14 protein-coding genes are annotated in these 13,524 nt (G+C 50.6%); 4 read left to right on the top strand and 10 right to left on the bottom strand.

Features of this window, described 5'->3' with window-relative positions; genetic code table 11:
- Positions 1 to 246: 246 nt before the first annotated feature.
- From dut to ACS5WU_RS08610, 10 genes are all read right to left on the bottom strand, one after another.
- The gene (gene dut / locus ACS5WU_RS08655) at positions 247 to 693 is read right to left on the bottom strand and encodes a dUTP diphosphatase (protein WP_046443377.1); all 447 of its coding nucleotides are present in this window, start codon (positions 691 to 693) and stop codon (positions 247 to 249) included.
- Between the two features lie 18 nt (positions 694 to 711).
- Positions 712 to 1,239, bottom strand: coding sequence for an anaerobic ribonucleoside-triphosphate reductase activating protein (gene nrdG, locus ACS5WU_RS08650; RefSeq protein ID WP_046443376.1), 528 nt, complete (start codon positions 1,237 to 1,239; stop codon positions 712 to 714).
- A gap of 3 nt (positions 1,240 to 1,242) precedes the next feature.
- Positions 1,243 to 3,369: an anaerobic ribonucleoside-triphosphate reductase gene (gene nrdD, locus ACS5WU_RS08645; protein ID WP_046443375.1), complete on the bottom strand. Its 2,127-nt coding sequence runs from the start codon at positions 3,367 to 3,369 to the stop codon at positions 1,243 to 1,245.
- Between the two features lie 304 nt (positions 3,370 to 3,673).
- Positions 3,674 to 3,853: a hypothetical protein gene (locus ACS5WU_RS08640; protein ID WP_046443374.1), complete on the bottom strand. Its 180-nt coding sequence runs from the start codon at positions 3,851 to 3,853 to the stop codon at positions 3,674 to 3,676.
- Between the two features lie 226 nt (positions 3,854 to 4,079).
- A complete protein-coding gene (locus tag ACS5WU_RS08635) occupies positions 4,080 to 4,658 on the bottom strand; it encodes a TMEM175 family protein (protein ID WP_302760117.1) in 579 nt (192 codons plus the stop codon).
- A gap of 285 nt (positions 4,659 to 4,943) precedes the next feature.
- Positions 4,944 to 6,296: a PFL family protein gene (locus tag ACS5WU_RS08630; RefSeq protein ID WP_046443372.1), complete on the bottom strand. Its 1,353-nt coding sequence runs from the start codon at positions 6,294 to 6,296 to the stop codon at positions 4,944 to 4,946.
- 27 nt (positions 6,297 to 6,323) lie between these two features.
- Positions 6,324 to 6,596 (bottom strand): ACT domain-containing protein, encoded by a 273-nt coding sequence (locus ACS5WU_RS08625; protein WP_046443371.1) that lies wholly within the window; start codon positions 6,594 to 6,596, stop codon positions 6,324 to 6,326.
- Positions 6,597 to 6,602: 6 nt separating this feature from the next.
- A complete protein-coding gene (locus ACS5WU_RS08620) occupies positions 6,603 to 7,502 on the bottom strand; it encodes a DUF7847 domain-containing protein (RefSeq protein WP_465089101.1) in 900 nt (299 codons plus the stop codon).
- Between the two features lie 65 nt (positions 7,503 to 7,567).
- A complete protein-coding gene (locus tag ACS5WU_RS08615) occupies positions 7,568 to 8,155 on the bottom strand; it encodes an LOG family protein (protein WP_052740442.1) in 588 nt (195 codons plus the stop codon).
- A gap of 23 nt (positions 8,156 to 8,178) precedes the next feature.
- Complete coding sequence (locus tag ACS5WU_RS08610; RefSeq protein WP_046443368.1) at positions 8,179 to 8,667, bottom strand: QueT transporter family protein; 489 nt, start codon at positions 8,665 to 8,667, stop codon at positions 8,179 to 8,181.
- Between the two features lie 182 nt (positions 8,668 to 8,849).
- Between ACS5WU_RS08610 and ACS5WU_RS08605 the strand changes: the two genes are divergently transcribed.
- From ACS5WU_RS08605 to ACS5WU_RS08590, 4 genes are all read left to right on the top strand, one after another.
- Positions 8,850 to 9,689, top strand: a complete 840-nt coding sequence (locus tag ACS5WU_RS08605) for a histidinol-phosphatase HisJ family protein (protein WP_465089100.1) — start codon at positions 8,850 to 8,852, stop codon at positions 9,687 to 9,689.
- 606 nt (positions 9,690 to 10,295) lie between these two features.
- Positions 10,296 to 11,069 carry a nucleotide-binding protein gene (locus ACS5WU_RS08600; RefSeq protein WP_046443366.1) on the top strand — a complete coding sequence of 258 codons (774 nt, stop codon included), beginning with the start codon at positions 10,296 to 10,298 and terminating at the stop codon, positions 11,067 to 11,069.
- Positions 11,062 to 12,318: a nitrogenase component 1 gene (locus tag ACS5WU_RS08595; RefSeq protein ID WP_302760115.1), complete on the top strand. Its 1,257-nt coding sequence runs from the start codon at positions 11,062 to 11,064 to the stop codon at positions 12,316 to 12,318. The genes ACS5WU_RS08600 and ACS5WU_RS08595 overlap by 8 nt, the downstream gene beginning before the upstream one ends.
- A 3-nt stretch (positions 12,319 to 12,321) precedes the next feature.
- Entirely contained in the window at positions 12,322 to 13,476 is a 1,155-nt protein-coding gene (locus tag ACS5WU_RS08590; protein WP_302760114.1) for a nitrogenase component 1, read from the top strand.
- The last annotated feature ends 48 nt before the right edge of the window (positions 13,477 to 13,524 follow it).

The raw sequence follows: 13,524 nt of genomic DNA, 5'->3' as shown, positions 1-13,524 counted from the left end.
AGAAAATGATTGATCAAACGCAGGAGCCGCACGGCTTCGTGAAAACCGGGTTTCCATAAAGCATGGAAACCCGGTTTTATTGTGAGTAAAATAGCGGGAACTGATACCCGCATAAGGGCGATAAACGGACAGGAACCAAAAAGCGTATCACAGGATTGCTTTGCAATCGCTGGATTCAAGCAACAGGCCTGATTGAAGATACAAAAAAGACTGCCCCGGCCCGGGACAGTCTTTGGCGCCAGCCTGTTATTTTGTTCCCGTGGAACCAAAGCCGCCTGCGCCGCGGCCGGTTTCCTCCAGCTCGTCTACCTCGTTAAAGCTTACCGCAAGCACCGGTGTGATCACCATCTGTGCGATACGCTCGCCCGGAGCGACAGCCTGCGGCTGAGAGGAATGGTTATGCAGTGCGACCATAAATTCCCCACGGTAATCGCTGTCCACCACGCCAACCTTGTTGGCAGGCGCAAGCCCCCGCTTGGAGGCGAGGCCGCTGCGCGCATAAATAAGGCCCGCATAGCCGACAGGCACCTCCATTGCGATTCCTGTGTGGATCATTTTAGTTTCGCCCGGCTGCAAAACAAGTTCTTCATCAAGGCAGGCGTATAAGTCCGCGCCTGCGGAATACTCCGATCCATAAGTTGGCAGGACAGCCTTTGCGTCAAGTTTTTTGATGTTTACCGTTTTCTTTTCCATTTGAATACCCCTTATCTTTCAATCTGTCTTATCATCCCATAATATGGTTTTTCCCTGCGCCAGGGATTCGCCCACCAGTATGGTTCTCTGGTTTTCCGAGCCCTTGAAGCGCAGGTTCACGTTTTTTTGTTCCAGTATAAATTCGCCGTCCACCAACACGTCGATATACGCAAGAAATTCTTTTGTTTCAGGACGTCCAAGCCATTTTTGAATGATATCCCGTTCAAAATCATAGCCTGTAAAACACCAGACGTCTTTTTGCGGATACAGCTCCTTTACCTTGCGCAGAAGCGGCAACAGGGCCTTCTGGTTGGAAGGCTCCATCGGATCGCCGCCCAGCAGCGTCAGTCCTTTTACATAGGAAGGCTGTAGGTAATCTAAAATGGTCTGGATCGTTTGCTGTGTGAAGGCCTCGCCGTATTCGAAATCCCATGTTTCCGGGTTAAAGCAGCCCTCGCATCTGTGCGAGCAGCCGCTTACAAACAGGGAGACGCGTACGCCGGGGCCGTTTGCAACGTCGTATTGCTTGATGTCTGCATAATTCATGGCTTACAGGTGAAGCACGCGGGCTTTGATTTCCTTGGTTTTGCCTACGTTCCAGAAATTTTCGCCAAGATATCCGCACGTCCGCCTTGTGACATTCATCTTTGCGTGGTCTTTATTTCCACAGTTTGGGCATTCCCATTCATTGTCATCGTTGATGATGATCTCGCCGTCAAAGCCGCACTCGTGGCAGTAATCGGACTTCGTATTAAATTCCGCATACTGGATATGGTCGTAAATATACTTTATGACTTCCTCGAGCGCCTCGATGTTATTGCGCATATTGGGAATCTCCACATAAGAAATCGCCCCGCCGGAGGAGATTTTCTGGAACCTGCTCTCAAAATCAAACTTGCTGAACGCATCGATTTTTTCGCGTACGTCCACATGGTAGGAGTTGGTATAATACCCTTTATCCGTCACGTCCTCAATGGTTCCAAAGCGCTCCTTGTCGATTCGCGCAAAGCGGTAGCACAACGATTCCGCAGGACTTCCGTAAAGGCCGAACGCAATGCCCGTTTCCGCCTTCCAGCGGTCTGCGGCGGCGCGCATATAGTTCATGACCTGCATGGCGAATTCCTGTCCACGCGGCGTGGTATGGCTTTCGCCCTTCATGAGCTTGGTTACCTCGTAAAGGCCGATATAGCCAAGCGATATCGTGGAATATCCGCCGGTAAGGAATTGGTCGATTTTTTCTCCCGGCGCAAGGCGCGCAATCGCGCCGTATTGCCAGTGCACAGGGCTTACGTCCGAGGTTGTGCCCTTGAGCGCGCGGTGGCGGCACATGAGGGCTTCATAGCAAAGCGCCAGCCGTTCGTCCATCAGCTCCCAGAACTTCTTTTCGTCGCCTTTTGCGAGAATGCCGATCTGCGGGAGGTTCAGGCTTACGACGCCCTGGTTGAAACGCCCTTCAAATTTATAGTTGCCGTCCGCGTCCTTCCACGGCGTGAGGAAGCTGCGGCAGCCCATGCAGCTGAACACGTTGTTTTCGTAGTTCTCGCGCATTTTTTTCGCAGAGATATAGTCCGGATACAGCCGCTTTGCCGAGCATTTGGCGGCAAGCTTTGTAACATAATCGTATTTTCCACCCTTCATGCAGTTGTGCTCGTCGAGCACATAAATCAGCTTTGGGAAGGCGGGCGTTACATATACGCCCTTTTCATTTTTGATGCCCTCAAGGCGCTGGCGGAGGATTTCCTCCACAATCATCGCGTTTTCCTCAAGGTATTCGTCGTCCTTATCAAGATTTAAAAACAGCGTCACAAACGGCGACTGCCCGTTTGTCGTCATCAGCGTATTGATCTGGTACTGGATGGTCTGTACGCCGCCGCGAAGCTCTGCGCGCAGGCGTTCGTCCGTCAGTTTTTCAATCGTCTCCGAAGAGGCGCTTTCGCCAAGGATCTCGCGAAACCGTTTGCTGAATTTTTCCCGGCTGCGGCGCAGGTATTTTCCAAGGTGCCGTACATCCACAGACTGCCCGCCATACTGGCTGCTGGCAACTGAAGCAATGATTTGCGTCATAACCGTGCACGCCACCTGGAAGCTTTTGGGACTCTCTATCAGCTTGCCGTTCATCACGGTGCCGTTATCGAGCATATCGCCGATATTGATCAGGCAACAGTTAAAAATCGGCTGTAAAAAATAATCCGCATCGTGGAAATGAAGCACGCCCTGCTCATGTGCCTTGGAAATTTTTTCCGGAAGCAGCACGCGGCGTGTAAGGTCTTTTGACACCTCTCCTGCGATCAGGTCGCGCTGCGTAGCAGCGACTACCGCATTTTTGTTGGAGTTTTCCTCCATAACGTCCTTGTTGCTGTTTTTGATCAGGCTTAAAATGGAATCGTCCGTGGTATTTGCCTTACGCACGAGCGCACGCGAATAACGGTAGATGATGTAGGTTTTTGCCAGAGCAAACTTTTTTTCGTCCATCAGCCGTTGCTCGATGATATCCTGGATATCCTCCACAAGCATACGCATACGGTGCTTGCTTTCAATACCGTCAACAATCGCTTCTATTTTTTCCTGTGATATTTTCTCACTGTCTTCCACTTCGGCATTTGCTTTTTGAATTGCTATGATGATTTTACTTCTGTCATAATCAACCGAGCTACCGTCTCTTTTGATCACTTGCATGGTATCAGTCCCTTTCTTGTCGTCACTTTCGGTATTTCCCCTATTAATGCCTGTGCCATGGGCGCTTAATACAGATGAACACGATTGCTATTATAACATAAATATACCCTGTAGTCCACCAGATATAGTATTTAATTGGGGATAAATTCGAATTATTTATACCATATTTAGGGATGCCTGAAACGGCTTTTTTACGGCTGCAAAAACAAAACCGCACGTTTTTACGTACGGTTTGCCTGCCATATTCCCGATCTATATAGGTATCCCCAATCAGCTGTTTGATACCCGGACGTTGCCGCGCCGGTTAAATCCCGCTCTGCTCTGTAGCGCTGTCAATCAGCTTAATCAGCTCAAGCTCGCTCCGGAATGGTTTTCGCTCGTTTTTTTCCGACCATACAACCTGGCCCTGCCAGGTGGCGTTTTGCCTATACTGTACCTGAATGACAAAGGTTGCCTTTTTTTTCGTATCTTTTTCTGTTTCCATTGCTTCTGTTTCCTCGCTGTCGGTTCTTCGTCCGCGATCTGTTTTTGCCCGTTCTTATTATATAATGCCGCGGTCACAAAACCGGTCACAACTGTGGTGAAAAAGTGATTATATAACAAAAAGCCCTTTGCACAGCGGTTGAGGCAGGGACTAATATGGCCGGCCCATAGGGACGGTTTCATATATTCAGATTGTTTTTATTGGGAGGACTGTAAAGGGAATGGCTTTAGCCGTGGATCAACCTGCTTTCAATCCGCTTTTCCGGAATGATCCATAAAACAAGCGACGCGGCAACGGAAATGATGACTGCAACCGGAACAAAAATACCGATAATAAGTCCCGCGCAGATAATGCACAACGTAAGCTTTGATTTTTGGTAACCGCGCAGGGCCTTGGCAATTTCCGAATCAGGCCCGTTTGCTTTCACAAGCGCACGGGCAAGCAGTGCGTATGCAATGTCCGCGAGCAGGATGACGATACCGTAGGTGATTTCCGGCGCGCGTTCCAGAATGTGCTCGTCTACCCATGCCGTTACAAATGGAAACAGCGACAGGAAAAGGATAAAGGCCATGTTGTACCATAAAATTTTACCGTTGATGATTTTTGAAATCTGGAACAGGTGATGATGGTTGTTCCAGTAGATTGCGAGGGAAACAAAGCTCAGGATATAAATCAGGAACTTGAAACGAAGATCCCATAAGGCGGCAAAGGTCGGCTGAGCCGGTACTGCAAGATCCAGCACCAATATGGTCATAATAATTGCGATTACCGCATCTGTAAACGCCTCCAGCCTTGTTTTGGGCATATAACTTTCCTCCCTTTTCTAAAACTGTGTAATAAGGAGTGCTCTAACGCCAGCGCCAGGTCAGCCCGCTGCATGAAAACGCCTTTGCAGGAGAGGGCCCCGCTTAACTCGAAAGCAGGTTTTGAATGCAATGGTCTGATGTGGCGTGAAACGAGGCACAAACACATGAGTTAACCACGAATGATATCACATAGCTATTGTTACACAAAAATTTTATTACGGAAACAAAAACAGGCGGCAAATGCCGCCTGCGGTTTTCTTACTGCCTGTATCATGTTGGGCCGGTTAATTGCGCTGCGCATGCAGGGGAGCGGGAATCCGTCCGCCCCGCGCAATGAATTCTTTGGGAGAATTCCGGTTATAAGGCATAATCGGCGCACTGCCCAAAAGCCCGCCAAAGCTCACCATATCCCCAACCTTTTTACCGGGAACAGGGATGAGGCGCACAGCGGTTGTTTTGGTATTGACCATACCGATTGCGGCTTCGTCCGCGATGATTGCCGATATTACATAATCCGGCGTATCGCCCGGGAGGGCAATCATATCAAGGCCGACAGAGCAAACGCATGTCATTGCTTCGAGCTTCTCCAATGTGAGCGCGCCTGTCTGCGCCGCGTGGATCATACCTGCGTCCTCGCTGACAGGAATAAATGCGCCGGAAAGCCCGCCTACGTGGGAGGTAGCCATAATACCGCCCTTTTTGACCGCGTCGTTGAGCAGCGCGAGAGCGGCTGTCGTGCCGTGCGCGCCGCAGGTTTCAAGGCCCATTTCTTCAAGGATATAAGCCACGCTGTCGCCGATTGCAGGAGTGGGTGCAAGCGAAAGGTCCACAATGCCAAACGGTACGCCCAGCCGCCTGCTTGCCTCGCGCGCCACAAGCTGCCCCATGCGTGTGATGTGGAACGCCGTGTGTTTGATGGTCTCTGCCACCTCGTCAAAGGGCTGCCCTTTTTTATCCTCCAGCGCGACCTTCACAACGCCCGGGCCTGAGACGCCTACGTTGATCACCGCGTCGCCTTCGCCCGTGCCGTGGAACGCGCCCGCCATGAATGGGTTATCCTCAACTGCGTTTGCAAATACAACCAGCTTTGCCGCGCCAAGGCCGTCCTTGTCTGCAGTAAGCTCCGCCGCCTGCTTGATGGCCCTGCCCATGCGGGCCACAGCGTCCATATTGATGCCTGCGCGCGTTGTCGCAACGTTGACGGAAGAGCAAACGAGGCCCGTTTCAGAAAGCGCCTGCGGAATGGTGTCGATAAATTTCATCTCCTGCTCTGTCGCGGCCTTCTGCACAAATGCGGAATACCCGCCGATAAAGTCTACGCCCATTTCCTGCGCGGCCCTGTCCATCGCTTTTGCAAACAGCAGGTAATCCCCGCAGCCCTGCGAGATGAGGGAAATCGGCGTGACGGAAATGCGTTTGTTGACGATCGGAATGCCAAACTCGTTCTCAATGGCCTCGCCGGTTTTGACAAGATCCTTTGCCCTGGTTACGATTTTATGGTATACGCGCTCCGAGCAGGTTTTTGCATCGTCGCTCACACAGTCAAGAAGGGAAATCCCCATTGTGATGGTGCGGATGTCAAGGTTCTGCCGCGCGATCATATCGATTGTCTGTAGAATATCCTGTTGGTCTAACATAAAAAATATACTCCTTTTCGCAGGGCGTTATACCCTGTGCATACTCTGGAAAATCTCCTCGCGCATCAGGCGCACCTCTACGCCGATCTCCGCGCCCACCGCGTCAAGCTGCTCTTTGAGCTGCTCAAAGGATGCGTTCATTGCGGAAAGGTCTACAAGCATGGTCATGGCAAACACCTCGTCCCGTAGTACGGTTTGCGTGATATCGAGGATGTTTGCGTTCGCGTCAAACAGCTCGTGTGAAATTTTGGCGATGATGCCCGGGCGGTCGTGCCCGAGAACGCTTACGATTGCTCTCATAAAAATTTACTCCTTATTCTGCGGATATTTCTTTTCATATTCATATTTTGCATTCTGGTAGGTATGATAGGTAAACGCATACCAGAACGGAAAAATCAGTGTAATAACGATGATGGCCGCCAGCGCGAGCAGCACTACAAAAATCATCAGCGGGTTTTGCAGGGCCAGCATAGGATCCGTAAGGTACAGCTCATATAATTCGAGGAACGGAAGCTGCGAAAGCCAGTTGATCAATACGCCGCCAAGCACTACGATGAGCGCCGCTGTGAGCACGCGGGTAAAGTTGCTCCAGAAATTCCCCAAAAAAGCATAGCGGTAGGAAGAAAAAACAGCTTTAAAGCCCTTTTGCCCCTGCACCGCAACCGTATAAGGCACAAATACAATACCAAATACCACAAACAGTACCACCAGCGCAAATCCAACCAGAAGGGCGATCTCCCCGCCGGAAAGCGTTTCTACCAGTATACCGTCCGCAAACGCCACATTGCCGATTACGATTACCGCCGCCACAATGAGCGGAATCAGAAGCACGATAATTGCAAAATAGGACCGCAGCATACTGCCGTAGCGTTTTCTGGCATGGGCTCCCGCATTGCGGAAAGTGATATCCCTGCCGTGGTAATCGCTGTCAATCACATATACCACGTTTGAAACCATAAGCGGCGAAACGAACAGCGCCACGCACAGCACGATTCCAAGCACAGTCAGCACGCTTGCAAGGCTGCTCCCGCCGGTTTGGGAAAGCGTCAACAAAAGGCTGCGCGCCACGGAGACAGTCCCCGGCATGGTGAAAAACATCAGTGGCACCAAAAGCACCAGCTGGAAGGCCAGGAGGGGTATGAAAAGCCTGCTGAAATTTTTCCTGTAAACCAGGCCGGATTCCCGGAACATGGTTTTGAAGCTCATTGGAAGTTTGCACATTTTAATTTCCTCTGCCGGCAAAGGACCCCCCAATTATCCTGTGTGCCGTTTCAATTCGGGCTGTCAGGCGTAAACCATTTGCTCCCGGTTTCCTGATAGCGGTAATTTTTGATCGCGTCTATGGCCTGCTGCGGCGTATCTACAACCGTATAAACCGTAAGGCTCTCCTTCTTGGCGAAACGCTGCTCCACGGCTTTTTCAAACATTGCGATCAGTTCGTCAAAAAACCGGTTGGTGTTCAAAATAATGATTGGCTTGTTATGACGCAAAAGCTGTTTGAGCGTCACGACCTCGCAAAGCTCCTCAAAAGTGCCAAAACCGCCCGCCGCTACGATAAAGGCGTCCGAAAGATCCTCCATCACCTGCTTGCGCTCGCGCATTGTCTCTTTGATGATCATCTCGTCGCACGCTTCAAAGGGAATACCGGGGATATTCATAAATTCCGGGATTACGCCCGTCATCTTTCCGCCTGCGGCCTGTACACCCCGCGCGGTGTGCCCCATAACGCCCATATCGCCTGCGCCAAACACAAGCTCCCAGCCGTTTTCGGCAATCAGCCTGCCAAGCTCCGCCGCCGCGTCAAAATAACTTTGGTCTATGGCGGACGATGAAGAACCGAACACGCATATTTTTTTCATAATCTAAACTCCTATCCTGTGTGTCAAACAATACGGAAAATTGTTTTTTTATAACGGTTCAAAAGGAACCAGAGCGGCATGCCTACCACATAACAGGCAACAGCCTGCCCGGCGCCCACGGTAAAAACATTCAGCCAGTACGGCGTGCCGTACTGCACCAGCAAAACCCAGGCTACCAGGAAAGCGTTTACGATAACGCTTGGAAGAGGCAGCAGCCATTTGTTTTTGTTCCTGATTTTCCACGTGATGAATGCCGCAAGCAGCGTGGCAAGACTTCCCACAATGATATCCATCAGGCCAAGGCCCGCTGTATAAAGGTTTGCGAGCAGGCAGCCGATGAAAAGCCCGGGGACTGCCGCCGGCGTAAAAAACGGAAGTACGCAAAGCGCTTCCGAAATACGCACCTGAACCGGCCCGTAGCTTAAGGGCGCGAGAAGCAATGTGAGCGCAGCATAGATCGCCGCGATCAGCCCCGTCTCGCACAAAAAACGGGTTTTTGACGCTTTTTCCATAAAACTTTATTCCTCTTTATATCAAAAAATTAATTTTATCATTAAATACACTTTAGTATATCATATTTTTTTTCTGAAAGGAACCGCGCAAAATAAGGTTACCGCAAGCAAAAGCCATTCCCGCATTGCGTTTGACAAGCGGCGCGGGTAGATTATAATGGAACTGAGAGCGTTACAACCGTATGCAAAATAAGGAGAAAGCAATGTTTGATTACCATATCCATTCCAATTTATCTTTTGACGCTTACGACAGCCCGGTGCGCTGTGCAATGGCGGCGCGGGACAAGGGGCTTACGGAAATCTGTATGACCGAGCACCATGAGCTGGATTACCCGTACAACGAGACAAACTGCGAGTTGGATTTTTCGTTTTATGACATGGAAATCATAAAAGCGCGGGAGGTCGTCCCGGAAATCATAGTCCGTAAGGGCGTTGAGGTTTCCCTGCGGCCCGCCGTACTCAAGCGCACGCAGGAGAGCATTAAGGGGCGGGGATTTGATTTTATCATCGCGTCCCAGCATACCATAAAGGAAAAGGATCCGTATTTTGGCGACGGCTTTGAGGGGAAAACGCTGCGGGAAGCGCAGTGCGAGTATCTGGAGGAGATGCTTTACGACCTGCAAAACTTTGATGATTACGATGTAATAGGGCATATTGGCTATATCGATAAATACCTTGAGAAGGCGGCGGGCCTTACGGGCGGCGGCGGGCCGTTTACATACGCGGATTTTCACGAGCTTCTGGATGAAATCCTGCGCACCGCAATCTCAAAGGGAAAGGGAATCGAGGTCAATACCAGTAATTACTTTGTTTACGACTATCCCACGCCCCATCCAAGCATCATAAAACGTTTTGCAGAGCTTGGCGGCGAGGTTATGACGATGGGCAGCGACGCACATTTTTCAGATGCGATCGGGCACCGTTTTCGTGACGCGGTGCAGCTGATGAAGCAGTGCGGGGTGAAATATGTTTGTACCTTTGAGCAGAGAAAGCCCTCCTTTATTCCGCTGGAAGAATTATAGAGGAAACGCCTGCGCTTCGGCTGTTATTTCCCAAAACGGGTTTATCCGACGGGAGTGTTACGGCGTATTGCAACGCCGATAAAAAGGTATGATGATATCGTTCGCGGCGTACTTATACTGTAGTGTGAGTACAGTTCATTGCCTTCACTGGTCGGCCGCAGGACAATTTGCGACTCAGGGACGCGCGGACATTGTAACGGGAAAACAAGGACGCGCTCTGCATCCGCCTGTCCGTGCATGAAACAAAATCCAGCCAAAACGCAACGGCTCCTGATGCCCTTCGCTGCAATCTGTCCTGTGCCTGACGTGAAATAATGCAATAACGTATGTTTTTTTCATGAAATTTTTTGCGGACATATTGACACACCCTAAAAAGCATGATAAAGTTAATATCGGTTAGCGAAAGCTAACTAAAAGCAAAGGGGCTTTTGGGCCTCTTATTCTTTTTCAAATGGTTAGTTAAGGCTAACTGATCGCTGCACAAAAACCATGTTAACAACAACCGCAGGGCTTTGATCCTGCAAAACCGAAAGCAAAACAGCAACGTAAGTTAGCCTATACTAACCGAAATGGGAACAGACGGAATGGGAAAGGAATCAATGTAAAATGATCAAAATTGCCTTATATGGGAAGGGTGGGATAGGCAAATCGACAACCGCATCCAATCTTTCCGCCGCGCTTGCGCGGAAGGGGTTTCGCGTGATGCAGATTGGCTGCGATCCAAAGGCGGATTCGACGCAGAATGTCAGCGGCGGCAAGCCAATCGCCACGGTGCTTGACGTGCTGCGGGAAAAGGGAGACGGCGCAGCATTGGAAGACATCGTAACAGAAGGCTATCATGGCATACTGTGCGTGGAAGCAGGCGGCCCCACGCCGGGGATTGGCTGCGCGGGGCGCGGTATTATAACGGCGTTTGAAAAACTGGAGGAGCTTCATGCCTATGAAATTTATAAGCCGGATATCGTACTGTATGACGTACTCGGGGATGTGGTGTGCGGCGGCTTTGCGATGCCCATCCGTGGTGGTTATGCGGATCAGGTGTTCGTCGTTACCTCAGGGGAAAAAATGGCTTTATACGCAGCGGCAAACATCGCTCTCGCAATCGAAAACTTCAAAAACAGGGGCTACGCCGCCTTTGGGGGCGTGATCCTGAATGCGCGCAATGTGGAACGCGAGACAGAGCTTGTTGAGGAATTCGCACGCGAGGCGCACAGCGGGATTGTAAAAACAATCCCACGCAGCAGCTTTGTTCAGCGTGCGGAGCAGCAGCACAAAACCGTTGTGGAAGCGTATCCCGAAAGCGATATGGCGCGTGAATATATGGAGCTTGCGGACTGCGTCCTTGCGGTGTGTAATACGGAGGTCAGAAAAAATGCCTGAACAGACCTTTGATTTTGAAACGACACTCCAGTATTCCTCCCCTGCAAGGGGCGGCTGGAGCATTGTGCGCATGGCAATGCAGGTGCCGCAGAGCTACCAGCTTTTTGTGGGGCCATCCGCTTGTATGCGCCACATCATGCTTTCGTCCATGGAGCTTAAAATAGACGACCGCATTTCGTGGTTGTTTATCAAGGAATCGGACATCGTTTCCGGAAGCTATGAGCAGCTGATACTGCGCAACGTAGACGAGATGCTGGGACAGATGAATCCGCGTCCGCGCGTGTTTATGATTTTTGTAACCTGTATCGACAATCTTCTTGGGACGGACCACGATGTGTTCCTGAAGCCGCTGAATGAAAAATATCCGGAAACCCAATCAATGGTGTGCTTTATGAATCCAATTACGGGGGACGGCCCTGCGCCGCCCGCTGTCACGATTCAGGACACCATGTATTCGCTGCTCGAAAAGTCCGGCCAAAAGGAGCGTGCGGTCAACTTTATCGGCAACAACCTTGCAGTAGAAGAAAATAACGAGCTGGTATTATGGCTCAAAGAGCACGGGATCCGCTCAAACCACATCAGTAATTACGAAACCTTTGACGATTTTATGCAAATGGGAAAAAGTATGCTCAACATTGTGGTTACGCCGCTTGCACTCTACGCGGCAAAGCAGATGAAGCTCAAAAAGGGAATTGATTACCTCTACCTTCCCGTAAGCTATACGTTTGACGAGATCGAAAATGGAATCCGCGAAGTATGCGGAAAATTTGAAATCGAGCCGCCACAGCTTGAAACGGAACGTCAGAAGGCGCAGGAAGCGCTTTTGAAAGCGGCTGTAAAGCTTGACGGAAGACCTGTTTGCATCGATTATGCGGCGACCTACCGTCCCTTTGGAATGGCGCGGCTGCTTTTGGAGCATGGAATTTGCGTGGATACGATTTATGCGTCCGAATGTCTTCCGGCAGAACGCGAAGACCTGAGGTGGCTTATGAAATACAAAAAAGAGGTCAGGATTACGCAGCCTGAGCATTATACCATGCCCGGCCACGTACAGAAAAACGAGGATTACCTGTGCATTGGATTTGAAGCGGCGTATTTTACAGGCTCGCCGCATGTGGTACCGCTTGCCGCAGATGGAGAACAGTACGGCTTTGCGGGCGTCAGGCTGCTTGCTGAAAGGATGCAGCGGGAATGCGACCACAGCTATGACCTTGAAAAGCTGGTCAAAGACAGCGGATTGGTGGTGTGAATTATGAAACAGTTATCATTACGGCTGCCCCCGTTTGCGCCGGATTACTCAGGCGTATGCTCTGCGCTCTTCGAGCTTGGCGGCATGATAATAATCCATGACGCATGCGGTTGCACCGGTAATTATACAGGCTTTGACGAACCGCGCTGGTACGGCTCGAAAAGCGAGGTGTACTGCTCGGGACTGCGCCAGATCGACGCGATACTGGGCGATGATGAAAAGCTGATTGGAAGGATTATGCAGGCTGCGCGGGAAATGCACCCAAAGTTTATCTGCATTACGGGAAGCCCGGTGCCGATGATCATCGGTACCGACTTTGAAGGGATTGCAGGCGAGGTGGAGCAACGCTACGGCGCGCCCGCGTTTGGATTTCCAACAACGGGACTGAAGCTTTACGACGAAGGCGCAGGAAACGCGTTTTGCGCTCTTGCAAAGAAATTTGCACGGAAAGCGCAAACACAAAAGGGTGCGGTAAACCTGCTGGGCCTTACCCCGCTCGACTTTTATGTAAGCGATAACGCGGAAGACATCAAAGCCGCGTTCAAAAAAAGGGGCTACGAGGTACTTTCGTCCTACGCAATGGGAACCTCTCTTGAGGATATTGAAAAAAGTGCGGAGGCGCAGGTGAATATCGTGGTCTCTCAAAGCGGCCTTGCGGTGGCAAAGTATTTTTATGATACATACCGCATCCCTTATGTGGCAGGGCTGCCGGTGGGCGAAAAAGCGTCGGAAACCTTCTTTAGTGCTGTGCAGCAAAGTATGGACGACGGCTTAAACAGGGTGCTTACCGGCAAACGGGAGCAGGGAAAAAAACGTGTGCTGATTATGGGCGAGCGAATCACATCCAATGCGATGCGCCTGTGCCTGGAGCAGGACTATGGCATGGACGGCATTGCCGTGGCGGGAATTTTTTCTCCGTGTGGGGAGCTGATGGCCGAAGGCGATCTCCAGGCCGTAGGCGAAGAGGAAATCAGCGGAATTCTGAACGGCGGATACGACACGATTATCGCCGATCCGATGTTCAAAATGCTGCTAAAGCCTTCAAAGCACGTTCATTTTGTGGATTTTCCCATTCCTGCGGTTTCCAGTAAGCTTCATTGGGAAGAGTGCGTTCCATTTATTGGAAACAAAATAGAGAGGCTGGCTTCTATGGTGTGAAAGGAGAAAAAATCTCCTTCAAAATATAACAAGTCTGAAAGGAAAAGA

The sequence above is a fragment of the Christensenella sp. KGMB01412 genome, from assembly GCF_055522415.1.
The sequence above is the reverse complement of the archived record's forward strand: the minus strand, read 5'-3'. Positions and strand labels throughout refer to the sequence as shown.